Raw genomic sequence first — 24,712 nt, forward strand, 5'->3', positions numbered from 1 at the left:
AAGCACATCATGCTCAGCGTGAACGATCTGCGCCTGCAGCGCGGCGGCAAGGCCGTGCTGCACGGCATCGACCTGCAGGTGCCGCCCGGAGAAGTGACGGCGCTGCTGGGCGCCAACGGCGCGGGCAAGTCGAGCACGGTGATGGCCATCGGCGGTGCGCTGCCGTTGACCGGCGGCCGGATCGAGGTCGAAGGAAATGCGCTGCACGGCCAGCGGCCCGAGCGCGTGCGCGCGCTCGGCGTGGCGGTGGTGCCTGAGGGGCATCGCGTGCTCGGCGATCTCTCGGTGCTCGACAACCTGCGCGCAGCCGCCACTGCGTTGCCGGCGGCACGCGTGGCCGACGCAGTGGAACAGGTGCTCGCGGTGTTTCCCGAACTGCGCGTGAAGCTCGCGCTGCCCGCGCGTTCGCTCTCGGGCGGGCAGAAGCAGATGGTCTGCATCGCGCAGGCGCTGATCGGCAAGCCGCGCTACCTGGCCATCGACGAGCTCTCGCTGGGGCTCGCGCCCACGGTGGTGAAGCGGCTGGTGGAGGTGGTGCAGCAGGTCGCGCGCGAAGGCGTGGGCGTGCTGCTGATCGAGCAGTTCACGACGGTGGCGCTCGCGGTGTCGAGCCGTGCCTACGTGCTGGAGCGCGGGCGCATGGCCTTCGCGGGTTCGTCGCAGGAGCTGCGCAGCCGGCCGGAGATACTGCACAGCAGCTATCTCGCGGCGGCCTGAAGACTTTCCTTACTTCGGCGTGCCGCCCGGCTTGGGCAGGCTGTGCGGCTTGGCTTCGCGCGCCTCGGCACGGGCCTCGCCAGCCTTCTCCGTCTTGCTGGGCGTCGTTACGGCCGAGCCCTCGCCGCGCGCGGTGCCTCCGTCCTTGATGCGCACCGCGCCGGGTTGCTTGTTGTTCTTCTTCGCTTCGGCGGCGGCCTGCGGCTTGCTGTCGAAGTCGGCCTCGGCTTCGGCGCTATGGGCGTGCGGTTGCTGCGCGAAGGCGGTGGAGAAGAGGGCGAGGGTGCCGAGGGCGAGCAGGGTGCGTTTCACGAAAGGTTCCTTCCTGTTGAGTTGGTGGAACCGACTCTAGGAAGGCTGCCTGCCGGAGAAGCCGACGCCGCGATTACGCTTTCGTCATGTGCGGCACCGCGTACCGTGTCGCGGTCAATGGATCAGGCCATTCCGCACGGCATAGAGGACAAGTTCGGCAGTGCTCGAAACACCCAGCTTTTCCAGCAGATGCGCGCGATGGGTGCTGACGGTCTTCACGCTGATCAGCATCTCCTCGCCGATGTGCGTCAGCGACATCCCCTTGAGCAGCATCAGCATGATCTGGTGTTCGCGCGTCGTCAGCCGCTGGTGGGGTGGGCGCATGTCGATGCCCCGGCCCTGCTGGTGAATCTGCGACGCGAGCCCGCTGCTCACATACTGGCCGCCTCCGGCCACCAGGCGTATCGCCCCCATGAGTTCCGTCGGTTCCGAGTCCTTGGCGACGTAGCCGTTCGCCCCTTCGCGGATGGCCACCAGCGCGTACTGGGTTTCCGGATACATCGACAGCACGAGCACGGGAAGCCGGGGCCACCTGATCCGCAGCGACGCGAGCAGGTCGAGCCCGCTGCGACCCTCGAGGTTGATGTCCAGCAGAACCAGGCTGAAGCGGCACTGCTGGAGCAGCTCGAGCGCCTGCGCGAAGTTGCTGGCCTGGCCGGCCACGCGGATGTCGCTCTCGTCCAGCATCAGCCGCTGCAGGCCCGAGCGGAATATCGCGTGGTCGTCAACGATCAGCAGGTCGATCATCCGGCTGCCTTCGGCTTTCAGAGCAGGGGAGCCCGCAGCTCCAGCCGCGTTCCCCGGCCGGGCGTGGAATCGATGCGCAGGGAGCCTTCGATCTCCCTCGCCCTTTCGCTCATGCCGAGCAGGCCGAGCGCGGGCCTGGGCAGCGATGCCGGGTCGAAGCCCTGGCCGTCGTCCTTCATCGAGAGCACGACTTCGTCTTCGATGGACGCCAGGTGAACCTCGACCGAACCGGCTTGCGAGTGGCGTGCCACGTTGGTCAGCGCTTCGCTGAAGATCCGGTAGACCGCAAGCGCCCGTCTCGGCGAAAGACGCACGGACATTTCCTGCGAGTGGACCTGGTGGGCAATGCCGTGGCGCTGCGAGAACTCCTGCAGGTCGCGCTGCACCGCGACCGACAGGTCCAGATGATCGAGCGCGCTCGGGCGCAGGGCCTCGGACATGCGCTTCACCGCATCGATGGTTTCCTGCGTCAGCCCCAGAATGCCTCTGACCAGCTCGCGCGTCTCATCGCTTTCGGTGCGCTTCAGCACCCGCGAAGCATCCATCTTGATCGACGTGAGCATGCCGCCCAGCACGTCGTGCATGTCGCGGGCGATGTCCTGTCGCTGCTCCTCCAGCTTCCTGGTCGTGTGCGCGGCGAGGTCCCGCAGCTGCTCCTGCGATGCGCGAAGCTCCTGCTCGTTGCGCAGCTGCTGGGTGACGTCCACGCCGACGCCCATGACCGCGGGCCGGCCACGAAACATCATGCGCGAGCCGTGCACCTCGATGTACACCGTGTGCCCGTCGCGATGCAGGCCGCGCGTGACGAACCGGAGGCTCGGCGGAGTGCCGGCCAGCCTCAAGTGATACAGCCTCAGCACCTCGGGAAGGAAGTCGGCGGGAACCGCGCGCGACAGGTGGACGCCGATGATCTCCGCGGGCGTGTATCCGATCAATGCCGCCCAGGTGGAGTTGGCATAGGCGAAGCACTCGTCCTGCAGTATGTAGATCCCGGCGAGCGACTGTTCGACGATCGCGTGGAAGGGGATGTCCGGCAGTGGTGGGTCCTGGGCCATGGGAGTGGCAGGTCGCTACTCGGGAGAGGACGCGAGCCTACCTGGAGGTGATGTTGCCATCCAGCGTATATGCCTTGAAGAAGTCCCAGCTGATCTGCGAAGCATCGGGCCCCCTGGGGTCGCTGAAGGCCATGCCCGGCTTGCCGCCGCTCCAGGCATGGTTCATTCCTTCGATGGTGTACATCTGGACCAGGACCTTGCTGTTGTCGCTGCTCATGTAGGTCTCCTTTTTGTAGGCACGCTTCTCCGGAGTCTCGGCGACCGATTCCGTGGTGCTCGGCTTGTTGCGCTTGTATCCGTCGTCGTACGAAACCTGGCCTGCCGGATTCTGGTAGGGCACGGAGTCATTGTCCCTGGCATCGTCGGCGAGGTCGTTGGTCTGGACGAACTGCTGGGCGGCCTGCCTGCCGTTCTTCGGATTGACCACGATGTCCGTGGTGCCGTGGAAGACGAGCATCGGCACCTGGCGGCGGAGCTTGCCGCCGCACTCCCAGGCGTCCTGGCCCCGCACGTCGGGGTCGAAGATGCTGCCGAACGGCAGTACCGCGATGTCGCTGACGGGGCCGGTGGCGGCCTTGTACATCCCTCCGGAATGGATCGCCGCGGCGGCGAAGACGTCCGGATAGCAGGCGGCCATGATGGCCGTCATGCCTCCTCCAGCGGAGATGCCCGCGACATACACGCGCTGGCGGTCCGCGACGCTCCTGTAGGAAGTCATCACCTCCTGCAGGATCCCGTGGATCGCGCCGGCTTCGCCCGAGTTGCGCGCCTGGTTCTCGGGGTTGTAGAAGTTCCAGCATCCCATCGGGTTGCGCACGACCGGCTCCTTGGGATAGACGACGATGAAGCCCTCCCTGTCCGCGATGTCGTTCATGCGGCTGACCTCCGCCATGTTCTCCGGGTTCGAGGTGCAGCCGTGCAGCAACAGGAGAACGGGCATCTTCGCTCCCGAAAGAACGCTGGCGCCGTAGCCGGAAGGCAGCCACACCTTGTACGTGTAGGTGTTCAGGAGAAAGGGCCACGATGCGACGAAGATTCCGTCTTTCCATTGGCCGGCCGGAGTTCCGGCGAAGCACAGCGACGCGCACAACAAGGGAACGATCCGCAGCGCCTGGATGAGCGCGCGGGCTTTCTTGAAGAACATGGATTGCCTCCTGGGGTCTTGTGGATCGCAGGCTGCATGCAGCGCTGCGCCACGGATTTGACTGACCCGTCGGCATAGCTGCCATCGGAAGATTCTGATTGCGGCAGCGGGTTATCCCGTCCACGGAGGCGTACTTCCGCGGGTTCAGGGCCCCGGGGAGCCCGAAGGCCTGCTCCCGGTCGCGCCCTAGTGCGTCAGCATTGCCGACGCGGCAGGCTTCTCCGCCTCGCGCCGCTGGAACTCGCGCGGCGACACGCCGTACTGCGCCTTGAACGCTCGGCAGAAATGCGCGCTGCTGTTGAAGCCCCAGGCGAAGGCGATCTCCGACACCGATGCGCGCCGGCCCGCCGCGTTGCGCAGCGCCTCGCCGCAGCGCTCCAGGCGCATCTGCCAGATGAAGCGGTCGAGCGTCTGGTCCTCGTCCTCGAACACGCGGTGCAGGTAGCGCTTGGAGCAGCGCAGCTGCTGCGCGATGAGGTCCAGCGACAGGGCCGGGTCGGCGAGGTGCGCGTGAACGAACTGCTTCACGCGCGCCTTGAGCACGCCCGGCACCGGGTGCGCGCCGAACTGCTCGTCGGAGTGCGTGGCCAGCGTGGATGCCAGCAGGCCCAGCACCGTGTCGCTGACAGAGCGGCCGACCGCGTTGGGCAGCGAGGGCAGCTGGTCGGCCAGCGAGGTGAGGAAGGAGCCGAGCACCGCGTAGAGCCCCTGCATCGCGGGCGTGTGCGCCTCGCAGGTGTGCAGGTCGGGAATCTTCATGCCCTTGAACTGCTGGCGCGGGATGGTGATGGCCAGCAGGCGCGAGCGCTCCGGGTTGGTGATGGCGTAGGGCACGCGCGGGTCGTACAGGCTCCAGTCGCCGGGGTGCAGGTGGAACTCGCGGTCGCGCTGCGAGATGTGGCCGTGGCCCTCGAGCTGCAGCACCAGCTTGTAGTGCTCGTCGAGCGCGATCTCGCTGCGCGTGTCGGGGCGCGCCACGCGGTGCGATGGCGCCTCGATCATGAACATGCCCAGCGGGCCGAGCTCGTAGGCGTCCATGCGCGCGTCGAAGGTGCCTGCGTCCAGGCATTGCACGCTCAGCGCGCCGAAGTAGGAGGTGTTGATCCTGCCCCAGCAGGCCTGCCGGTCGGCGGGGTGTTCGAGCAGCGTGCTGAAGTGGAGTGCGTTCATGCCGTGGGTTCCCTGGAAGGCGCCCGGAAGCGCCTCCGCAGGATAGGCATGCGACGGCGCGACATCATCGGTGTTTCCACCCGGGGCGTGCGGGAGGCTGCGCTTCCGGTCAATGCGCAGTGCGCTGTGGATCAACTCAGCGTACGGGCTTGCCGCCGAACGTGTCCGCCATGAGGCCGATGAGCCACTGCAGGGCCGGATCGGCATCGCGCGCGGCCGTCCACAGCAGCGAGACCTCGTAAGCCGGTGTTTCGAAAGGCAAGGGGCTCACCGCCAGCCCGAGCGCGTCGCGCCAGGTGGCGGCAGCGAAGGTGGGCACGGTGGTGATGGCGGGCATCTGCCGCACGATGAAGGGGCTGGTCGCGAAGTTGCGGCTCGAGAAGACGACCTTGCGCGAGTGCCCCCGTTCGCGCAGCAGCTCGTCGACGAGGCCGCTGAGGTCGGCGCTGAACGAGGTGAGCAGGTGCGGGTGGCGCAGGTACTCGGCGAGCGTGATTTTCTTTCCACGTACCTTCACGAGTTCGGGGTTGTAGACACAGACAAAGCTCCAGCCGAAGAGCGCGCGCTGCCGGTGCCAGGTGGCGCAGTCGATGAAGACGCCCACCGCCAGTTCGATCTCTGCCGCGTCGAGCATTGCAGGCGCGTTCGTGCGGTCGGCCTCGCGCGCGATGAGCCGCACGCCCGGGGCCTCTTCGGCAAGCCGCTGCATGAGCCGCGGCATCAGCGCCACTTCGAGCGCATCGCTCAAGCCGATGCGGAACACGCGCTCGGCCTTCGCCGGGTCGAACGCCGGCCGCGCGTGCAGCGCCTGCTGCAGCGACAGCAGCAGCGGCTCGATGACGCGCGCGAGCTCGAGCGCGCGCGGCGTCGGCGTCATGCCGTGCGAGGTGCGCACGAACAGCTCGTCGCCCAGCGCGGCGCGCAGGCGCTTGAGCGCTCCGCTCAGCGCAGGCTGGCCGATGAACAGGCGCTGTGCCGCGCGCGTGACGCTGCGTTCGTGCAGCAGCGCGTGGAACACCAGCAGCAGGTTCAGGTCGATCCGCCTGAAATCACTTTCATTGATGTATTCCATGGTTCCAAACGATTTGAATGATAGTGCCGCGCTCCCTAACCTGAGGGCTCTTTCAGCAGCATTCAAAGGAATCGACATGACCCAGAAGGAACAACAACAGACCGTGGTGGTGGTCGGCGGCTCGTCGGGCGTGGGGCTCGAGACTGTGCGGCGCATGGCGGCGACCGGCGCGCGCGTGATCGCGACGGGACGCGACAACGCCAAGCTGCAGGAGGCGATCGGCGGGCTCGACCCGAATGTGAGCGGCGCGGCCTTCGACGCCTGCAACCGCGGCGCGCTCGACGCCTTCTTCGAGAGCACAGGGCCCGTCGACCACCTTGTGCTCACGCTCAGCGGCGGCGAGGGCGCGGGCGAGTTCGCGCAGCTCGACCTGCAGTCGCTGCGCCGCGGCTTCGAGGCCAAGTTCTGGCCGCAGCTCGAGGCGGCGCAGGCCGGCGCGCGCGTGCTGCGCAAGGGCGGCAGCCTGACCTTCGTGACGGCGATCTCCGCGCGCAACTCGCTGCCCGGCACCGCGGGGCTGGCGGCGATCAACGGCGCGATCGAGGCGATGGTGGGCAGCCTGGCGCGCGAGCTGGCGCCGAGCCGCGTGAACGCGGTGTCGCCGGGCCTCGTCGACACGCCATGGTGGAACCGCGTGCCCGCCGCGATGAAGGACGACCTGTTCCGCCAGCAGGTCGAGACGCTGCCCGTCGGCCGCGTGGGCCGGCCGCAGGACGTGGCGCATGCGATCCAGTTTCTGATCGAGAACGGCTACACCACGGGCACCGTCATCGAGTGCGACGGGGGGCTGCGGCTGGTGTGAACCAGCGGCGCCGGCAGTACCCGAAAGTTCCCGGAGCGGGGCATGCACGGGGCGGACATCGAAATGTTTTGTTGAAAAAACTGCGCCAGATACAGAGCGATACGCAGGGCCGGGCGAATGGTGGTTCGAGGGGCGACATTCGCACCTGTCAGCCCTTCCACCACGAACCAATCGATCATCAGGACAGCCCAATGACATCGTCGCTCCAACTGCCCCGCAGAACCTTCCTCGCAGCCGCCGCCCTCGGTGCCGCGGCCACCCAGCTCGCAGCGCTCACGCCGGCCTTCGCCCAGGCCGCCGGCGCGCCCCGGCGCCTCGAACCGCTCAAGAGCATCGATGCCGGCACGCTCAACATCGGCTACTACGAAGCGGGCCCGGCCAACGGCGCGCCCGTGATCCTGCTGCACGGCTGGCCCTACGACATCCACATGTTCGTCGACGTGGCACCGGCGCTCGCGGCGGCGGGCTTCCGCGTCATCGTGCCGTACCTGCGCGGCTACGGCACCACGCGCTTCCTGTCGGCCGACACGCCGCGCAACGGGCAGCAGTCGGTGGTCGCCGTCGACATCATCGCGCTGATGGATGCGCTGAAGATCCAGGTCGCCACCGTCGCCGGCTGCGACTGGGGCGCGCGCACCGCCTGCATCATGGCCGCGCTGTGGCCGCAGCGCGTGAAGGCGCTGGTTTCGGTCAGCGGCTACCTGATCGGCAGCCAGGAGGCCGGCAAGGTGCCGCTGCCGCCGCAGGCCGAGCTGCAGTGGTGGTACCAGTACTACTTCGCGACCGAGCGCGGCCGCGCGGGCTACGAGAAGAACCGCCACGACTTCGCCAAGCTCATCTGGCAGACCGCGTCGCCCAAGTGGAACTTCGACGCCGCCACCTTCGATCGCAGCGCCGTGGCGCTCGACAACCCCGACCACGTGGCCATCACGGTCCACAACTACCGCTGGCGCCTCGGCCTGGTCGAGGGCGAGGCCAAGTACCAGGCGCTGGAGGACCGGCTCGCCAAGGCTCCGGTGATCGGCGTGCCGACCATCACGCTCGAAGGCGACGCCAACGGCGCGCCGCACCCGGAGCCCAGCGCCTACGCGAAGAAGTTCTCGGGTCGCTACGAGCATCGGCTGGTCAGCGGCGGCATCGGCCACAACCTGCCGCAGGAAGCGCCCGAGGCCTTCACGAAGGCGGTGATCGACGCCGCGCGCGGCTGAGTCGACAAGGCCCTGAGCGCAGGAGCGACGACCATGTGGAACATCCAACAGGCCTACATCGACGGCGCCTTCGTGCCCGTGCAGGGCAGCGAGCGGCTGGAGATGCTCAGCCCGGCCACCGGGCAGCCGATCGGCACCGTGACGCTGGCGAATCGCGACGATGCGAAGCGCGCGATCGAGGCCGCGAGCCGGGCGCAGCCGGCGCTGGCGGGCAGCACCAAGGCGCAGCGCATCGACATGCTCAGGCGCCTCGAAGCCGCCGTGCTGGCGCGCACCGAGCAGATCTGCGAAGCCACGATCGAGGAGTACGGAGGCCCGCTGGCCCGTTCGCGATGGGTCAGCAACTACGCCTCGCAATGCTTCGCCGACACGGCCCGCATGCTGGAGGGCTACGACTTCGAACGGCGCATGGGCGATGCCGTCGTGCGCATGGAGCCGGTCGGCGTCGCGGGCCTCATCGCGCCCTGGAACAGCACCGCCGGCAGCATCTGCAGCAAGCTGGCCTCGGCCATCGCCGCGGGCTGCGCATCGGTGATCAAGCCCAGCGAGTTCAGCCCGTTGCAGGCGCGGGTCGTGACCGAGGCGCTGCACGAGGCCGGCTTGCCGGCAGGCGCCGTCAACGTGCTGCTCGGGCGCGGCGGCGACGTGGGCGACGAGATCGCCACTCATCCGGCGATCGCAAAGATCTCGTTCACCGGCTCCACGGCTACCGGCAAGCTCATCGCACGCGCAGGCCTGGAGACGCTGAAGCGCGTGAGCCTCGCGCTCTCCGGCAAGTCGGCCACCGTGGTGCTGGACGACGCCGACCTGGCCACGGTGCTGCCCATGGCACTGGGCGCGGCCTTCATGAACAACGGCCAGGCCTGCGTGGCCGGTACGCGTCTGCTGATTCCGAACGCGCGCATGGCGCAGGCCATCGAAGGCCTGCGCGTGGCGGCAGCGGCGATGCGCGTGGGCGATCCGCGCGACCCCGCCACCGCGGTCGGGCCGCTCGCGAGCAAGGCGCAGTTCGAGCGCGTGCAGCGTTTCATCTGCCGCGGGCTCGAACAGGGCGCGACGCTCGTGGCCGGAGGCGAGGGGCGCCCGGACGGCTTCGACAAGGGCTGGTTCGTGCGGCCCACCGTGTTCGCGGGAGTGCGCAACGACATGGACATCGCGCGCGAGGAGATCTTCGGACCCGTGCTCTCGGTGATCGGCTACGACGGCGAGGACGAAGCGGTGGAGATCGCGAACGACTCGCCGTACGGCCTGCAGGCCTACGTTTTCTCCTCGCAGCCGCAGCGCGCGCTGGACGTGGCTTCGCGGCTGCGCGTCGGCTCGGTGCTGGTCAACCGCGTCACGCCCGAGCTGAGCGCGCCTTTCGGCGGCGTGAAGCAGTCGGGCATCGGCAGGGAGTTCGGGCTCTTCGGCATGGAAGCCTTCCTGGAGCCGAAGACCGTGGCCCTTGCGCAGCCGGGCTGAAATCGAGCCAGGGCGGCGAGGGTGGGTGGGGCAGGCGCTATCCTGCCTCATGCTTTCTACAGAATCAGCTTCCGCCGCGTCGAGCGCCGGCAGGAGGCAATCGAGGGCCCGGGAGTGGCTCTGCTCCGCTCTCATCCTGCTGTGCATCGCGCTGGGCGCATGCCCGGCGTTCGCACAAACCAGGACAGCCCTGGTGCCCGTGCCGCCGATGAAGACGCGCGTGGTCGATCTCACGGACACGCTGGGCGCGAGCGATGCCGAGGCGCTGCGCCAGGACATCTCGGCACTCGAGAGCAGCACGCAGGCGCAGCTTGCGGTGCTGATCGTGCCGACGACGGGCCGGGAGGCGATCGAGCAGTACGCCACGCGCGTGTTCGCGAACTGGAAACTGGGCCGCAAGGAAGAGGACGACGGCGTGCTGGTGCTCGTCGCGCTGAAGGACCGGAAGATGCGCATCGAAGTCGGCAAGGGCCTCGAAGGCACCGTCACCGACATCCAGGCGGCCGCGATCATCGACCAGCAGATGGCGCCGCGCTTTCGCAGCGGCGACTATGCGGGCGGCGTGCAGGCCGCGGTGCGGGCGCTGTCGCAGCTGATCGACGCGCCGTCGGCGGCGCAACCGTGGCCCGACACGCTCGCGTCGGACGCAGCGTCCACGCCGCTGCCGGTGGACGAAGAAGCCGTGCGCGAGCCGACGGCATCCGGCGGAGGCCTGACGCCGGAGGGGAAGGCCTTCCTCGGCGTCATGCTGTGGAGCATCGGCGTGGGAGCATGGCATGGCCTCGGCGCAGGGCCTCTCGCCGGCACACGGCGCCGCACTTCGCGGCCCACTTCGCGGCCCGCTTCGCGCGGCAAGCGTTCGGGCAAGCGCGGGAGGCGCGTCCAGCGCCCCGAGCCCTGGTCCGAGGCGCTGCAGGAGATCGAACCCGAAGCACCTCGCCGGCCGCGCGACTGGCGGCTCGTGCTCGGCCTTGTCGGCGCGGGTCCGCTGGGCGGAGCCGCCGTGCTGCTGAACCCGTTCATGGCGGGGTTCCTGGCGATTCCGGCGCTCTTCCTGTACGGCCTCGGCTATCTGTGCGGGCGCGTGAAGGAAGTGGCCTATGTGCTCGGCGGCATCGCCGCGGTGATCGCCGCGCTGGTCTGCATTGCCTTCATGGTCGGCGGCGATGTGTTCTGGCCGGGCTTTCTGTGGACGCTGGCTATCGGCGGCGCGGGCCTCCTGGTCGCGGTCATCGTCTTCGGCATCCGCAACACCTGGCGGGACGGCAGCGCGCTCGGCTTCGCGGTCCGGTGGATCGTCGTGCTGGGTGTGGTCGGCGCGGTGGTCGTGATCACGGAGCCCGGCCCGCTGCCCGACGAGACCTGGATTCCCGGCGCTATCGCGACCGTTCTCGCGCTGCTGTTCATGTTCGTCTTCCCGCTCTTCGGCTCGGGCAGCGGCGATGGCGACAGCTCCGACAGCGGCTGGAGCAGCGGCTCGTCGAGCAGTTCTTCGAGCAGCAGCAGCTCGTCGTCGGACAGCTCGTCGTCCGGCGGCGGCGGCTCCAGCAGCGGAGGCGGCGCCTCCGGCAGCTGGTAGCCGGCGCCCGGGTCAGACCGCCGGCACGCGCCCGGCGTCGGCCGGATCCACGTTGCGCCGGTACAGCACCAGCGTGGCGATCAGCCCGCACACGGCGGCCGCCGTCATCCACAGGCCCGGCGCGCCCTTGTCGCCGGTCATCTCGATCAGCCCCGTGGCGATGGCAGGCGTGAAGCCGCCGAAGAGCGCGGTGGCCAGGCTGTATGCGAGCGAGAAGCCGGCGGTGCGCACGTTCACCGGCATCACCTCGGTGAGAGCGACCACCATCGCGCCGTTGTAGCTGGCGTAGAGGAACGACAGCCACAGTTCCACCTCGAGCATGCGCGCGAAGCTGGGCGCGCCCACCAGCCACTTGAGGGCCGGGTAGGCGGTGAGGATGGTCAGCACCGTGAACAAGATCAGCAGCGGCTTGCGGCCCACGCGGTCGGACAGCGCGCCCATGATCGGCAGCCAGATGAAGTTCGAGATGGCCACGCACAGCGTGACGATCAGCGCGTCGGTGGTGCTCAGGTGCAGCACGGACTTGCCGAAGGTGGGCGTGTAGACGGTGATCAGGTAGAACGACACGGTGGTCATCGACACCAGCATCATCCCGGCGATCACCAGGCCCCAGTTGGCGACCATCGAGCGGAAGATCTCGCGTGCGTCGGGGCGATGCTTGCGCGCCATGAATTCCTCGGTCTCCTGCAGCGAGCGACGGATGATGAACAGCACCGGCACGATCAGGCAGCCCACGAAGAAGGGAATGCGCCAGTAGAAGTCGCCGATCTCCTGCGACGTGAAGGTCACGTTGAGCCAGTAGCCGATGGCCGCCGCAACGACGATGGCCACCTGCTGGCTGGCCGACTGCCAGCTCACGTAGAAGCCCTTGTGGCCCGGCGTCGCCATCTCCGACAGGTACACCGACACGCCGCCGAGCTCCACGCCGGCCGAGAAGCCCTGCAGCAGCCGGCCGATGAGCACCAGCAGCGGCGCCGCCAGGCCGATGGTCGCGTAGGCGGGCACGCAGGCGATCAGCAGCGTGCCGAGCGCCATCAGCGCGAGCGTGACGATCAGGCCCTTGCGGCGGCCGACGCGGTCGACGTACGCGCCCAGGAAGATCGCGCCCAGCGGACGCATCAGGAAGCCGGCGCCGAAGGTCATGAAGGTCAGCATCAGCGAGGCGTACTCGTTGCCTGCCGGGAAGAATGCCTTCGAGATCTGCGTGGCGTAGAAGCCGAACAGGAAGAAGTCGAACATCTCCATGAAGTTGCCGCCGGTCACGCGCAGGACGGTGGCGAACTTGGAGGAGGAGGCGGTGGTGGAGGCGCGGGCGGCAGTGCCCGGTTGCGCGGCGCTGGGCGCAGGATTCATCTTGTTGTCCCCTTGGGCTGTACTGGCGATGTGTGCGCCCCAAGGGTAGGCCGGGCTCCCCGACCGCAACCTGACTGTGCCGGTCAGGTTGCTGTCACTGTCACGCGGGGCGCTGCAGCACCAGGAAGCTCCAGCGCACGTCGGCGCGGCCCAGCATGTCCTCGCGTTCGCCGAGAAAGCGCGGCAGCAGTCCGTGTCGGGCCGCGAGTTCGATCGTTTCGGGCGCCGAGACTTCGAACATGCGCCGGCCCTCGGGCACGGGACCATGGCGCAGCGACATCGCGACCTGGCCGCCTTCGGCCACCAGCCCCGCGAGAGCTTCCATGGCGGCAGCGCGCTCGGCGGCGTCCAGGTGCATCCACACGGCGGTCAGGAGGATCAGGTCATGCCGCACGCCGAGTGCCAGCGTGCGAGCCAGCCCGGGCAGGTGGTCGTCGATCCATTCGATGGGCAGCGCGGCGTGGCGGCGCATGCCTTCGGCGCGCAACTCGGGCGTGGGCTCCACCGCCACCACCCGGTGTCCCAGCGCGGCGAGCGCCGCGGCGTCGCGCCCGGAACCGGCACCGATGTCCAGCACGCGGCCCGGCGTGCTTGGAAACAGGTGCAGCACTTCGCGGTGGACGTCCTCGAAGCGAAGGCTCTCGTACTGCTGCGCGAGTGCCCCGGCATTGGCGCCGTAGCCGGCCGTTCCTCGAACTTCGCTCATCCGGCGCGGGGCGTCCTGCGTCAGGTCTTGTACTTGATCGAGCAGCCGTAGGGCCGCGTGGCGGCGGCCGAGATCGGCTTGCCGCCGAAGGCCTCGCCCAGGGCCTGGTTCACGTAGTTGGTCGCGGTCTTGATGTCGTCCACGCGTGCCGAGGCGATGCTGTCGATGCCGCCCGCGTACACCAGCGTGCCCTTGGGGTCGATGATGAAGATGTGCGGCGTGGTGCGCGCGCCGTAGACCTGGCCGATGAGGCCGTCCTCGTCCATCAGCACGGCGGTGGGCGCGGCCTTCTGCGACTTCATCCAGGCGTCGAGCGCGTCGGGCTTGAGGTAGTCGGACGCGGCGCGCTCGGTGGAGTTGATGGCGAGCCACACCACGCCCTTGTCGGTCGCGGCCTTCTGCGTGGCGGGCATGTTGCCGCTGCCGTAGTGCTTGCGCACGAAGGGGCAGCCGGGGTTGGTCCATTCGAGCACCACGAACTTGCCCGCGAAGTCGGACAGCTTGTGCTTGGCGCCGTTGGTGTCGACCGCGACGAAATCGGGCGCCTGCTGGCCCACGGTGGGGGCGGCCGCGGCGTTGTTGCCCATCAGGAAGGTGGCGCCGAGCGCCACGGCTGCCGCGACGACGGCGCGGCGGGAGGCCCGGCTCAGGGCGGCGCGGGCATTGCGCGCGGCGCGGAAGGAACGCGAGTCTGCGGTTGGCGAGAGAGACATGGCCAGCTTGAACTCCAAAACAAAATTCCAAACAACAACTGCAGCTTAGAACGGTTTCTTCAAGTGCATGTGACAACCCATGTCACGCCGGTGGTCAAAGCGCGGCAAGCGCGGCGCGGACCTCGTCCTTGCCCAGTATCTCCGTCAGCACGACCGGCGGCTTGCCCGGCGCCTGCAGCACGTACACCGGCACGCCGCTGCGGCCGAGCGCGGTGAGCGCGGCGGTGATGGCGGGGTCGCGGCGGGTCCAGTCGGCGCGCAGCGTGGCGACCTTCTTGGCGTCGAAGTCGGCCAGCACCTGCGCGTCGGACAGGGTGCTCTTCTTGTTGTACTGGCAGGTCACGCACCAGGCGGCGGTGAAGTCGATGAACACGGGACGGCCCGCGTCAGACAACTGCGCCACGCGTTCGGCGGACCATGGCTGCCAGCGCTGGCCGGCGGCGCCCGGCGCGGCCGATGCCAGCTTGGCGGGCTCCACCGCCTGCAGCACGTTGCGGCCGATGGCGGCGGTGAGCACGGCGGTGAATGCGATCAGCACGCCCGCGATCACGACCCGCGCACGCCCGCGCAGCGTGAGCGCCCAGACGATGGCGGCCAGGCACACCAGCAGCGCCAGCAGCGTGCCCGCGCCGTCGATGCCGCTTTGCTGGCCGAGCACCCACACCAGCCACGCCACGGTGGCGAACATCGGGAAGGCGAGCAGGCGGCGCAGCGTGCCCATCCACGGTCCGGGCTTGGGCAGCAGATAGGCCACGGCGGGCACGAAGCCGGCCACGAGATACGGCAGCGCCAGCCCGAAGCCCAGCGCCGCGAACAGCAGCAGCGCCTGGGCCGCCGGCAGGCCGATGGCGAAGCCGAGCGAGGCGCCCATGAACGGCGCGGAGCAGGGCGATGCGATGACCACGGCGAGCACGCCGGAAAGAAAGTCGTTGGCCAGCGGATGCTTGGCCTGCGCGCTGCACACCGACGACGGCGCGGCGCGGCCGAACTCGAACACGCCCGCGAGGTTCAGCCCGATCAGCGTGAAGAGCGCCGCCAGTGCAGCCACCACGCCCGGCGACTGCAACTGGAAGCCCCAGCCCAGCCCCGCACCCGCCGCGCGCAGCGCGAGCATGCCGCCGCCCAGCGCGAGGAAGGACAGCATCACGCCGCCCGTGTAGGCCAGCCCGGCCTTGCGGTGCGCGCTGGCGTTGCCCGCCTGCCGCGCGAAGCCCAGCACCTTGATCGCGAGGATCGGGAACACGCAGGGCATCAGGTTCAGCAGCAGGCCGCCGAACAGCGCGCCCAGCAGCGCGGCCAGGAAGGTGGTGGAAGAGGGGGCGGGCAGGTCGCCGGACTTCGCGGCCGCGGCATTCGCAGCGTTGGCCGCGAGCGCCGCCTGCAGGGCCGGCGACACCTCGGCGGCACGCGGCGCGGCGGCCGTGGGCCAGGTGCCCGAGACGGGGGCCTCGGCGCGCCATGCCACCGGCTGGCCGGCCTGCCGGTCGGCCTCGGCCAGCGTCACCACCACCGGCATCGCCGTGGGGCTCGCGCTGCGCTGGTCGGCCAGCGGCATCGTGGCGGTCCAGGTGTCGCCCTGCCAGGATTGGGTCCAGTCCTTGCCGGAGACGGCCGCGGTGCGGATCACCTCGGGGGTCTCGGGGAAGAACTCCAGTGTCTTGCCCTGCGCGGCGGCCGGCAGGCCCTCGAGCCGCACCTTCAGGCTGTGGCCCTCGACTTCGATGGCGCCCGGCTTGGCCAGCGGCGCGGGCCGGGCGGCGAAGGCGGTATCGAACTCGGCCTTGTGCAGCGCGGTCGAGCCCTGCAGCGGCAGCGCCAGCGTGAAGGTGCCTTCCTCGGGAATGCATTCCTTGCGGCAGACCAGCCAGGAAGCCTTGAGCTGGATGTCCATCGCCGGGGTGCCGCCCAGCGCCACCGGCGGCTTGTAGAGCGTGGACACCTCCAGCGGTACCGGCAGCAGCACGGTGTTCTCGTAGCCGTAGTTCGCGAGGGTGCCGACCGGGATCTTCTTCGGCGCCGGCCAGGCGATCTCGCCGGTGGACACGCCGGCCGGCAGGGTCCACGTCATCTCGGTGGGCAGGCCCGAATCGCCGGCGTTCTTCCAGTAGGTGTGCCACTCGGGCTGGTGCGCGATCTGCAGGCCGACCCATACCGGGGCACCGGGCGTCACGCCGTCCGGGGCGTGGGCGATGAGTTCGGCGCGCACATGGGGGGTGGTGACCACCGCGCCCGGCTTCGATGCCAGCTCGGGAGTCGATTGCGCCGCGGCCGGCATGCTGGCTGCAGCTGTTGCTATCAGAAGCGTAGCGAATTGGATGCGCGGAAAGATCATGCCGTCAGTCGGAGCAATCGGTGGGGGCGAAGTTCCGGGCGCTTCAGGCCGCCGCGGTTGCCTGCGGGGCCCAGCCCAGCACCACGCGCCGGCTGCTGGCGCTCTTCTTTTCTATCTTGGTGACCACCACCGCGCCGATTTCCGCGGTGTTTGCAACATGCGTGCCGCCGCAGGGCTGGAGGTCGATCTGCGCGTCGTCCGGGCCGGTTCCGCCGATGCGGATGGTGCGCACCGTGCCCGAGCCGCGCGGCGGCTGCACGCTCATGCTCTTCACCAGCGCCGGGTTGGCGTCGAGCTCCTCGTCGGTGATGGCGCCCACGGTCAGCGGGTGGGCCGCCTCGACCAGCCGGGCCAGGCCGGCCGTCAGCGAGTCCTTGTCCAGCGGGTCGGTCATGTGGAAGTCGAGCCGTGCGTACTCGGGGGTGATGGAGCAGCCGTTCACAGGCTGCGGCACCAGGTGGCACAGGAGATGGGTGGCCGTGTGGAAGCGCATCAGCCGGTGGCGGCGCTCCCAGTCGAGGCGAGCGGTGACGGTGTCGCCGGGCTTCAGCGCCGCCAGCAGGTCTTCCTGGCCGGGCGCCGGCACATGGATGAATTCGTCGGTCGGGCGGCCTTCCGCGTCCTTGGCCTTGCGGGTGTCGGCGATGACGATCTCGCGTCCGCCGGCCAGGGCCAGCACGCCGCTGTCTCCGGCCTGCCCGCCGCCCTGCGGATAGAACACGGTGCGGTCGAGCACGATGCCGGCATCGTCGATGCGCGCCACGCGGGCGTCGCAGCTGCGCAGGTAGGCGTCGGCGCGGAACAGGTCGTCGGTCATCCGGCGATGGTAGCGGCGATGCGCGAATGAGGTGCGCCCACGCCAGAAAGCGCCCACGACCGACACTCCCGGGCCCGCCCGCCTTGGGATGATGCGCCGCATGCGGCAGTCGGCCGCGCGAAGGATCACGCATGAATCGACCGCAGCAAGTACCCACCCGCATGGGGCCTTCATGGCCGCGCACCGCGGCCGCGGCATTGGCCGCCGTGCTGTTCGCCGCCGGCTGCGGCGAGGCCGCCAAGCTCGCCCCCGAGCTGACGACCGGCCCCCGGCCGCAGCTGGCCGAGCCGAACAGGACGCTGATTCCCACCGTCAACGTCGCCACCGCCGTCGGCTGGACCGACACCGCCGCGCCCGTGCCCGCCGAGGGCCTGAAGGTGACGGCGCTGGCGCGCGGCCTCGACCACCCGCGCTGGGTCTACACGCTGCCCAACGGCGACATCCTCGTGGCCGAGAGCAACAAGCCGCCCAGGCCCGCCGACAGCAACGACGGCGGCAGCGGCCCCGTCGCCAAGATCCGCAACTGGGTCATGGGCAAGGTCATGGGCCGCGCCGGCGCGGGCGTGCCCAGCGCCGACCGCATCACCCTGCTGCGCGACGCCAACGGCGACGGCCTGGCCGAGGTCAGGCAGGTGTTCATGAGCAACCTGCGCTCGCCCTACGGCATGGCGCTGGTCGGCAACGAGCTCTTCATCGCCAATGCCGACGCGCTGGTGAAGGTGCCCTACACCGAGGGCCAGACCTCGATCGGCGCCAGCCCGACGCTGGTGACGCAGCTGCCCGCCGGCATCAACCACCACTGGACCAAGAACGTGATCGCCAACGCCGACGGCAGCAAGCTCTACGTGACGGTGGGCTCCAACAGCAATATCGGCGAGAACGGGCTGCCGGCCGAGGCGGGCCGGGCCGCCATCTGGGAAGTCGACACGAAGTCGGGCGAGAAGCGCCTCTTCGCCAGCGGCCTGCGCAACCCCAACGGCATGGGCTGGGAGCCCGACACCCAGGTGCTGTGGACCGTGGTGAACGAGCGCGACGAGATCGGCAGCGACCTCGTGCCCGACTACCTCACCTCGGTGAAGGACGGCGCCTTCTACGGCTGGCCCTGGAGCTACTACGGCGGCGTGGTCGACGCGCGCGTCACGCCGCGGAACCCGGAGATGGTCGCCAAGGCCATCGCGCCCGACTACGCGCTGGGCTCGCACGTCGCGCCGCTCGGCCTGGCCTTCTCGCGCCCGGGCGGCATGCCCGAGCAGTTCGCCAGCGGCGTCTTCATCGGCGAGCACGGCTCGTGGAACCGCAAGCCCAAGTCGGGCTACAAGGTGGTATTCGTGCCCTTCATCGGCGGCAAGCCCAGCGGGCCGCCCGTCGACGTGCTGACGGGCTTCCTGACGGCCGACGAGAAGGCGCAGGGCCGGCCGGTGGGCGTGGCGCTGGACAAGAGCGGCGCGCTGATCGTGGCGGACGACGTGGGCAACGCCGTGTGGCGCGTGTCGAAGGCCAAGTAGCGCTCCTTCTTTTCTTCAGCCCTGCGGGCGCGCGATGCGGTAGAGCCGGTGCCGCCGCAGTGCATGCCCCTCGGGCACCAGCGGATGGTCGAAGGCGCCGTCCTCGTCTTCCTTCATGCCGATGCGCTCCATCACCGCGCTGGAGCGGGTGTTGTTCCATGCGGTGAAGGCGACGATCTCCCGAAGCCCCAGCTGCCCGAAGCCCACCTGCAGCGCCGCGCGTGCCGCCTCGCTGGCGTAGCCATGGCCCCACCACTTGCGTGCGAAACGCCATCCGATCTCCACGCAGGGCGAGAAGGGCAGCTCGGCCGCCGGTGAATTGAGCCCGGTGAAGCCCATGAACTCGCCCGAGGCCTTGTGCTCCACCGCCCAGAAGCCCCAGCCGTTCTCGGCGATGCGCGAGCGCGTGCGCGCGACCGCCGCGTCGCTGTCGGCGCGCGTTGGCAGCGGCAGCAGGAACTCCATCACCTGCGGATCGCCCGCGAGCTCGAAGAAGGGCGCCAGGTCTCTGTCGCGCCACTGGCGCAGACGCAGGCGGGGCGTGTCGGATTCGATGATGTCGGCAGTCATGCCATCGATTGTGTCGCACGGCAAATATGTCATGACGTGATATATTTGCGGCCGTTCCGTCGACCGCACCGCCATGGCTCCCACACCCCGCAAGCTCGCCAAGAAGGACTTCGAGGCGCTCTCCCAGTTCCGCTACCAGATGCGCCGCTTCGAGCGCTTTTCCGAACGCGCCGCGCAGGGCGAGGGCCTCACGCCGCAGCAGTACCTGGTGCTGCTGCACATCAAGGGCGTGCCCGGGCGCGACTGGGCCTCGGTGGGCGAGATCGCCGAGCGCCTGCAGCTGCAGCCGCACGGCGCGGTCGCGCTGGTCACGCGCTGCGAGGCGCTCGGGCTCGTGCAGCGCCGGCCCAGCGAAACCGACCGCCGGCAGGTCGAGGTGCACCTGCTCGTCGAGGGCGAGAAGCTGCTGTCGAGGCTGGCCGAACTCCACCGCGCGGAACTGCGCTCGCTCAAGGGCGTGTTCGACGTGCCGCAGATCGATCTCCCAGACGCTTCGTGAACAGCATGAGCACCAGGCTTTCCTCTTCTTCTTCCCACCCGCCGCGCGGCGACTTCGCGCTCAACACGCGGCTCATGCGCATGACCGTCATGGCCGCCTTCATCGGCGCCATCAGCACCGTGGCCGCGCGCGTGCTGCTCGACCTGATCCGCTTCTTCACCAACCTGTTCTTCTTCCAGACCTTCTCTCTGGCCGAGAGATCGCCGGCCACGCACACGCTGGGCGCATGGGTCATCGTGGTGCCGGTGATCGGCGGGCTCATCGTCGGGCTGGTGGCGCGCTACGGCTCCGACAAGATCCGCGGCCACGGCATTCCCGAGGCCATCGAGGCGATCCTGTTCGGCAAGAGCCGCATGTCGCCGAAGGTGGCGCTGCTCAAGCCGCTCTCGTCGGGCATCGTCATCGGCAGCGGCGGGCCCTTCGGCGCCGAGGGGCCGATCATCATGACCGGCGGCGCCATCGGCTCGCTGATCGCGCAGCACTTCCATCTCACTGCCGCAGAGCGCAAGGCGCTGCTGGTGGCGGGCGCCACCGCCGGCATGACGGCCGTGTTCGGCACGCCGGTGGCCGCCGTGCTGCTGGCCGTCGAGCTGCTGCTGTTCGAGCTGCGCCCGCGCAGCCTGCTGCCGGTGGCCGTGGCCTGCGCGGTGGCGGGCTTCGCGCGGCCGCTGCTGATGGACCCGGGCCCGCTCTTCCCGCTGCAGACGGCCGTGCCCGGCCCGCTCGCCATGCTGTCGTGCGTGATCGCGGGCGTGCTGTGCGGCGCGCTGTCGGCGTCGCTCTCGATCTCGCTCTACAAGGTGGAAGACTGGTTCGGCAAGCTACCGCTGCACTGGATGTGGTGGCCCGCCATCGGCGGCCTGGCCGTGGGCATCGGCGGCTGGCTGCAGCCGCGCGCGCTGGGCGTGGGCTACGACGTGATCGGCGACCTGTTGCACAACCACCTCGCGCTCGGCGTGGTGCTCGCGCTGCTGGCGGTGAAGGCCGTCATCTGGGTCATCTCGCTGGGCTCCGGTACCTCGGGCGGCGTGCTTGCGCCGCTGCTGATGATGGGCGCCGGCCTCGGCGTGGTGCTGTCGCACGTGCTGCCCGGCAACGATCCGATGCTCTGGCCGCTGGTCTGCATGGCGGCCACGCTGGGCGGCGTGATGCGCGCGCCGCTCACCGCCACCATCTTCGCCTTCGGGCTCACGCACGACAGCAACGCGCTGCTGCCGCTGCTGGCCACATCGGCCGTGGCCTACGGCTTCACCGTGCTGACGATGCGCCGCTCGATCCTCACCGAGAAGATCGCGCGCCGCGGCTATCACATCTACCGCGAGTACGGCATCGATCCGCTGGAGCGGCATTCGGTGGAAGAAGTGATGACGCGCGAGGTGCGCAGCATCGACGCGGCCATGCCGGTGACGCAGGCGCTGTTCGAGCATTTCGGCGAAGGGCAGGCGCATCGCGCGTTCCCGGTGCTGCGCAACGGCACGGTGATCGGCGTGGCCGATCGCGCGATGCTCGCCGCGCGCGGCACGAGCGACCCGATCGCCACGGTGGGCGATGCCTGCGCCGACGCGCCGCTCTACTTCGCGCTGCCGGGCGAGAACTGCCGCGCCGTCGCCACGCGGCTGGCGCGCCACAGGCTGGAGCGGCTGCCGGTGGTGAAGGACGCGCAGTCGCTCGCTCTCGTCGGCATCGTGGCGCGCAGTGACCTCATCAAGCCATCGCTCGCGCACTTCGACGAAGAGGAAAAGCGCGAGCGCATGCGCGGACTGCCGTGGCAGTCCAGCTAGCGCGGGCGCTCAGAACCCCGCCAGCACCACCTTGCCCTGCGCCTTGCCGCTCTCGATGAGCGCGTGGGCCTTGCGCAGGTTGGCGGCATTGATGGTGCCGAAGCTCGCGTTCGCCGTCGTGCGGATGCGGCCCGCGTCGACCAGCGCGGCCACCTCGGCCAGCAGCGCGCCTTGCTCGGCGATGTCGGGCGTCTCGAAGCGCGAGCGCGCGAACATCATTTCCCAGTGCAGCGAGATGCACTTGGTCTTCAGCGGCATCGCGTCGAGCACCTTCATGTCGTCGATCACCGCGAGCTGGCCCTGGGGCTTGAGGCTCTCGATGATCTGCGCGTAGTGCTGGTCGGTCTGCGTGAGGCTGGCGACCATGTCGACCTCATTGATACCGGCGGCCCTGAGCTCGGCCGCGAGCGGCTTCGAATGGTCGATGACCGTGTGCGCGCCCAGCTCCAGGCACCATGCGCGGGTTTCGGCGCGCGAGGCGGTGGCGACCACGCGCAGCTTGGTCAGCTGGCGCGCGAGCTGGATGAGGATGGAACCCACGCCGCCCGCGCCGCCGGTGACCAGCAGCGTCTGTCCCTCGCCGCCGCCCTTGGGCACGCGCAGGCGGTCGAACAGCAGCTCGTAGGCGGTGATGGTGGTCAGCGGCAGCGCGGCGGCCTGCGAGTCGTCGAGGCTCTTCGGCGCCAGCGCCGCGATGCGCTCGTCCACCGCGTGCAGTTCGGCGTTGCTGCCGGGGCGGATGATCGAGCCCGAGTAGTACACGCGGTCGCCGGTCCTGAAGTTCTTCACGCCGGAGCCGACGGCCTCGACGGTACCGACCGCGTCCCAGCCCAGCACCTTGGCCTGGCCGGCCTCGGGCGCGGCGTTCTTGCGGACCTTGGTGTCCACCGGGTTGACCGACACCGCCTTCACGCGCACCAGCAGGTCGCGCGCGCCGGGCACGGGGGCCGGCAGCTCGATGTCCTGCAACGATTCGGGGTTGTCGATGGGGAGGGGCTGGTAGTAGCCGACGGCTTTCATGGCGAATGCACCTTTCAGTAACGATGACTGAACTGTAGGATCGCAAGGCTGATTTGATAAGTAAGCCGAAATCAGCAACAGTTTCAAATGAAGATTGAAAATATCTCAGACCTGCAGGTGCTCGTGCACACGGCGCGCGCCGGCACGCTGACGGCGGCGGCGCATGCGCTGGGCATCACGCCGGCCGCGGCCAGCGCCACGCTCAAGCGGCTGGAGGCGCAGCTCGGCGCGCGGCTCTTCGAGCGCTCCACCCGCGCGATGCGCCTCACGCCGCAGGGGCAGACGCTGCTCGACTACGCGGTGCGCGCCTTCGAGCTGCTGGACGAGGGGGAGTCGCTGGTCACGGCGGATCGCGGGGAGCTGGTCGGCACCCTGCGCGTGGCCTCGCCGTCGGACCTCACGCGCAGCACGCTGCTGCCTTGGTTCGACGAGTTCCTGGCGCTGCATCCGGGCGTGCAGTTGTCGCTGTCGGTGGGGGATCGGCCGCTGGATGTGATGCGCGACGAGGTCGACGTGGCGCTGCGGTATGGGGCGCTGGCCGATTCGCGGCTGGTGGCGCGGGCCTTTGCGCTGACCAATCCGCTGCTGACTGCTTCACCCGACTATTTGCGGCGGCATCCGGCGCCTCGGGTGCCTCAGGACCTGGTGCATCACAACTGCCTGATCTTCAATCGCTCGGGGCGAAGGCATCGGGTCTGGCGGTTTGCGCAGAACGGGCAGTGGACGGAGGTGCGGGTGAATGGGAACCGCAGCGTGGACGATGCTTCGCTGGCGCGGGAGTGGACTGTGGCGGGGTATGGGATTTCCTTGAAGTCTGCTTTGGATGTGCGCAATGACATTCGGGAAGGGAGGCTCGTGCGGTTGCTGGCGGATTGGGAGACTGAGCCTTATCCGTTGCATGCGTTGTTGCCTAGTGGGAGGTTTGTGCCGGCTCGGGTTCGGGCGTTTGTCGATTTTCTTGCTCTGAAGTTCGAGGCTTTGTTGGCTGTGGCTTGAGGTTTGGTTTCCGGGGCCGGGACTCGCCCCGGCGGGCGACCTACTTTTCTTTGCTTCGCCAAAGAAAAGTAGGCAAAAGAAAGGCGACCCCACTGTCTGCGACCCTTCGCTTCGCTGCGGGCAACCTGCGGTGCTCGCGTTTCGCGGGGTCTCGCAGAACTCGCTTCGCTCAGACAGCTGCGAGCCCTTGTCCGCGAAACGCTGCGCTCCTCGGCGCAGCCAGAGGGGAGGGGAGACGAACGGGCCTTTGCCTCGCTCGGCCTTGTTTTTCTCCCTCTCCCTTTGGGAGAGGGTTGGGGTGAGGGCAGCGGCGTTCGATGGAGCCGTGCCTTGCTTCCTCAGATCATCGGCGTCACCGCACCGTCCATCGCCACGATGGCGCCGGTCACGTAGCTTGCCTTCGGCGACGCGAGGAACAGCACTGTGTTGGCCACTTCCTCCGGGGTGGCGATGCGGCCCAGGGGCAGGCGGGCCTTGGCTCGCTCCAGCGCTTCGTCTGTGCCGATGCCTTGCAGCTTCGCGTCGGCCTTCATGCCTTCCTGCAGGCGCTCTGTGAGCGTGAGGCCGGGGTTCACTGCGTTCACGCGCACGCCCTTGGCGGCGTAGGCGGCGGCCATGCCGGCGCTCACGAGCATGAGGGCGGCGTTGGCGGCGCCGCCGGCCATGTGGACGGGGCTGGCGACCTTGCCGCCCTGGCCGATGACGTTGACGATGGCGCCGCGTCCGCGCTGGCCCATGCGCTTCACCACCGGGTCGATCATGTGGATGTAGGTGAAGTACTTGGCGTCCATCGCGTCGTGCCATGACGACGCCGTCAGCTCGTCGGGCGGGGTGCGGCGCGCGGCGCCGGCGGAGTTGACGAGCACGTCGACGGGGCCGAAGGCTTTCTCGGCGGCGTCGAGGGCGGCGACTGCGCCGGCCGGGTCCTTGAGGTCGGCTGCGTGGATGGAGACGCGACCCTCCGCCTGCGCGAACGCGGCGACCAGCGTGCTTCGGCCCCGCTCGAGGTTGGCGAGGTCGCGCGAGACGAGGCTCACGCGCGCGCCTTCGCGCAGGAAGCCCAGCGCGCAGGCCAGGCCGATGCCCTTGCTGCCGCCGGTGATGAGTACGTGCTGGTCCTGGAGCTGGAGGTCCATGAAAGAGTCCTTGCTGG

At 69.3% G+C, this 24,712-nt stretch carries 23 protein-coding genes; 9 read left to right on the top strand and 14 right to left on the bottom strand.

Going from position 1 to position 24,712, the window contains the following annotated elements; all coding sequences use genetic code 11:
* Nucleotides 1-6 precede the first annotated feature (6 nt).
* Nucleotides 7-717: an ABC transporter ATP-binding protein gene (locus EJP69_RS08060; RefSeq protein ID WP_126469332.1), complete on the top strand. Its 711-nt coding sequence runs from the start codon at nt 7-9 to the stop codon at nt 715-717.
* Nucleotides 718-726: 9 nt separating this feature from the next.
* Here the strand turns inward: EJP69_RS08060 and EJP69_RS08065 are convergent, their stop codons facing one another.
* From EJP69_RS08065 to EJP69_RS08090, 6 genes are all read right to left on the bottom strand, one after another.
* Nucleotides 727-1,029, bottom strand: coding sequence for a hypothetical protein (locus tag EJP69_RS08065; RefSeq protein WP_126469333.1), 303 nt, complete (start codon nt 1,027-1,029; stop codon nt 727-729).
* 114 nt (nt 1,030-1,143) lie between these two features.
* Nucleotides 1,144-1,776 (bottom strand): response regulator, encoded by a 633-nt coding sequence (locus EJP69_RS08070; protein ID WP_126469334.1) that lies wholly within the window; start codon nt 1,774-1,776, stop codon nt 1,144-1,146.
* 17 nt (nt 1,777-1,793) lie between these two features.
* The gene (locus EJP69_RS08075; RefSeq protein WP_126469335.1) at nt 1,794-2,831 is read right to left on the bottom strand and encodes a PAS domain-containing sensor histidine kinase; all 1,038 of its coding nucleotides are present in this window, start codon (nt 2,829-2,831) and stop codon (nt 1,794-1,796) included.
* Nucleotides 2,832-2,868: 37 nt separating this feature from the next.
* Nucleotides 2,869-3,975, bottom strand: a complete 1,107-nt coding sequence (locus EJP69_RS08080; RefSeq protein WP_126469336.1) for an extracellular catalytic domain type 1 short-chain-length polyhydroxyalkanoate depolymerase — start codon at nt 3,973-3,975, stop codon at nt 2,869-2,871.
* Between the two features lie 186 nt (nt 3,976-4,161).
* Complete coding sequence (locus EJP69_RS08085) at nt 4,162-5,145, bottom strand: AraC-like ligand-binding domain-containing protein (RefSeq protein ID WP_126469337.1); 984 nt, start codon at nt 5,143-5,145, stop codon at nt 4,162-4,164.
* Nucleotides 5,146-5,281: 136 nt separating this feature from the next.
* A complete protein-coding gene (locus tag EJP69_RS08090; RefSeq protein ID WP_126469338.1) occupies nt 5,282-6,217 on the bottom strand; it encodes a LysR family transcriptional regulator in 936 nt (311 codons plus the stop codon).
* A 76-nt stretch (nt 6,218-6,293) separates the two neighbouring features.
* Between EJP69_RS08090 and EJP69_RS08095 the strand changes: the two genes are divergently transcribed.
* From EJP69_RS08095 to EJP69_RS08110, 4 genes are all read left to right on the top strand, one after another.
* Complete coding sequence (locus EJP69_RS08095) at nt 6,294-7,019, top strand: SDR family oxidoreductase (RefSeq protein ID WP_126469339.1); 726 nt, start codon at nt 6,294-6,296, stop codon at nt 7,017-7,019.
* A 191-nt stretch (nt 7,020-7,210) separates the two neighbouring features.
* Nucleotides 7,211-8,227: an alpha/beta fold hydrolase gene (locus EJP69_RS08100; protein WP_093299350.1), complete on the top strand. Its 1,017-nt coding sequence runs from the start codon at nt 7,211-7,213 to the stop codon at nt 8,225-8,227.
* A 33-nt stretch (nt 8,228-8,260) separates the two neighbouring features.
* Entirely contained in the window at nt 8,261-9,688 is a 1,428-nt protein-coding gene (locus tag EJP69_RS08105; protein ID WP_126469340.1) for an aldehyde dehydrogenase family protein, read from the top strand.
* A 193-nt stretch (nt 9,689-9,881) separates the two neighbouring features.
* Nucleotides 9,882-11,267 (top strand): TPM domain-containing protein, encoded by a 1,386-nt coding sequence (locus EJP69_RS08110; RefSeq protein ID WP_170217069.1) that lies wholly within the window; start codon nt 9,882-9,884, stop codon nt 11,265-11,267.
* Nucleotides 11,268-11,279: 12 nt separating this feature from the next.
* Here EJP69_RS08110 and tcuC read toward each other — a convergent pair whose 3' ends face one another.
* From tcuC to EJP69_RS08135, 5 genes are all read right to left on the bottom strand, one after another.
* A complete protein-coding gene (tcuC, locus tag EJP69_RS08115) occupies nt 11,280-12,620 on the bottom strand; it encodes an MFS transporter (RefSeq protein ID WP_126469342.1) in 1,341 nt (446 codons plus the stop codon).
* 100 nt (nt 12,621-12,720) lie between these two features.
* Nucleotides 12,721-13,326: a class I SAM-dependent methyltransferase gene (locus EJP69_RS08120; protein WP_093207165.1), complete on the bottom strand. Its 606-nt coding sequence runs from the start codon at nt 13,324-13,326 to the stop codon at nt 12,721-12,723.
* Between the two features lie 20 nt (nt 13,327-13,346).
* Nucleotides 13,347-14,039 carry a redoxin domain-containing protein gene (locus EJP69_RS08125; protein WP_177213755.1) on the bottom strand — a complete coding sequence of 231 codons (693 nt, stop codon included), beginning with the start codon at nt 14,037-14,039 and terminating at the stop codon, nt 13,347-13,349.
* A gap of 94 nt (nt 14,040-14,133) precedes the next feature.
* Nucleotides 14,134-16,371: a protein-disulfide reductase DsbD family protein gene (locus EJP69_RS08130; RefSeq protein ID WP_176947374.1), complete on the bottom strand. Its 2,238-nt coding sequence runs from the start codon at nt 16,369-16,371 to the stop codon at nt 14,134-14,136.
* Between the two features lie 43 nt (nt 16,372-16,414).
* Nucleotides 16,415-17,188, bottom strand: coding sequence for an alanyl-tRNA editing protein (locus EJP69_RS08135; protein ID WP_093207464.1), 774 nt, complete (start codon nt 17,186-17,188; stop codon nt 16,415-16,417).
* A 131-nt stretch (nt 17,189-17,319) separates the two neighbouring features.
* Between EJP69_RS08135 and EJP69_RS08140 the strand changes: the two genes are divergently transcribed.
* Complete coding sequence (locus EJP69_RS08140) at nt 17,320-18,693, top strand: PQQ-dependent sugar dehydrogenase (RefSeq protein WP_206169301.1); 1,374 nt, start codon at nt 17,320-17,322, stop codon at nt 18,691-18,693.
* Nucleotides 18,694-18,708: 15 nt separating this feature from the next.
* On the opposite strand, the gene EJP69_RS08145 is transcribed toward EJP69_RS08140, so the two are convergent.
* Nucleotides 18,709-19,263: a GNAT family N-acetyltransferase gene (locus EJP69_RS08145; protein WP_126469343.1), complete on the bottom strand. Its 555-nt coding sequence runs from the start codon at nt 19,261-19,263 to the stop codon at nt 18,709-18,711.
* A 73-nt stretch (nt 19,264-19,336) separates the two neighbouring features.
* Between EJP69_RS08145 and EJP69_RS08150 the strand changes: the two genes are divergently transcribed.
* Nucleotides 19,337-19,762, top strand: coding sequence for a MarR family winged helix-turn-helix transcriptional regulator (locus EJP69_RS08150; RefSeq protein WP_126469344.1), 426 nt, complete (start codon nt 19,337-19,339; stop codon nt 19,760-19,762).
* Between the two features lie 5 nt (nt 19,763-19,767).
* On the top strand, nt 19,768-21,543 hold the full coding sequence (locus EJP69_RS08155) for a chloride channel protein (RefSeq protein ID WP_126469345.1): 1,776 nt from the start codon (nt 19,768-19,770) through the stop codon (nt 21,541-21,543).
* A gap of 9 nt (nt 21,544-21,552) precedes the next feature.
* Here the strand turns inward: EJP69_RS08155 and EJP69_RS08160 are convergent, their stop codons facing one another.
* Nucleotides 21,553-22,563: a zinc-binding alcohol dehydrogenase family protein gene (locus tag EJP69_RS08160; protein WP_093207176.1), complete on the bottom strand. Its 1,011-nt coding sequence runs from the start codon at nt 22,561-22,563 to the stop codon at nt 21,553-21,555.
* A gap of 87 nt (nt 22,564-22,650) precedes the next feature.
* Here EJP69_RS08160 and EJP69_RS08165 point away from each other — a divergent pair, with 87 nt between their 5' ends.
* The gene (locus EJP69_RS08165; RefSeq protein WP_093207178.1) at nt 22,651-23,559 is read left to right on the top strand and encodes a LysR family transcriptional regulator; all 909 of its coding nucleotides are present in this window, start codon (nt 22,651-22,653) and stop codon (nt 23,557-23,559) included.
* A 338-nt stretch (nt 23,560-23,897) separates the two neighbouring features.
* Here EJP69_RS08165 and EJP69_RS08175 read toward each other — a convergent pair whose 3' ends face one another.
* The gene (locus EJP69_RS08175) at nt 23,898-24,695 is read right to left on the bottom strand and encodes an SDR family oxidoreductase (RefSeq protein ID WP_093207181.1); all 798 of its coding nucleotides are present in this window, start codon (nt 24,693-24,695) and stop codon (nt 23,898-23,900) included.
* Between the last annotated feature and the right edge of the window lie 17 nt (nt 24,696-24,712).

It is taken from the genome of Variovorax gossypii (assembly GCF_003965815.1).
Lineage (GTDB): Bacteria > Pseudomonadota > Gammaproteobacteria > Burkholderiales > Burkholderiaceae_C > Variovorax > Variovorax gossypii.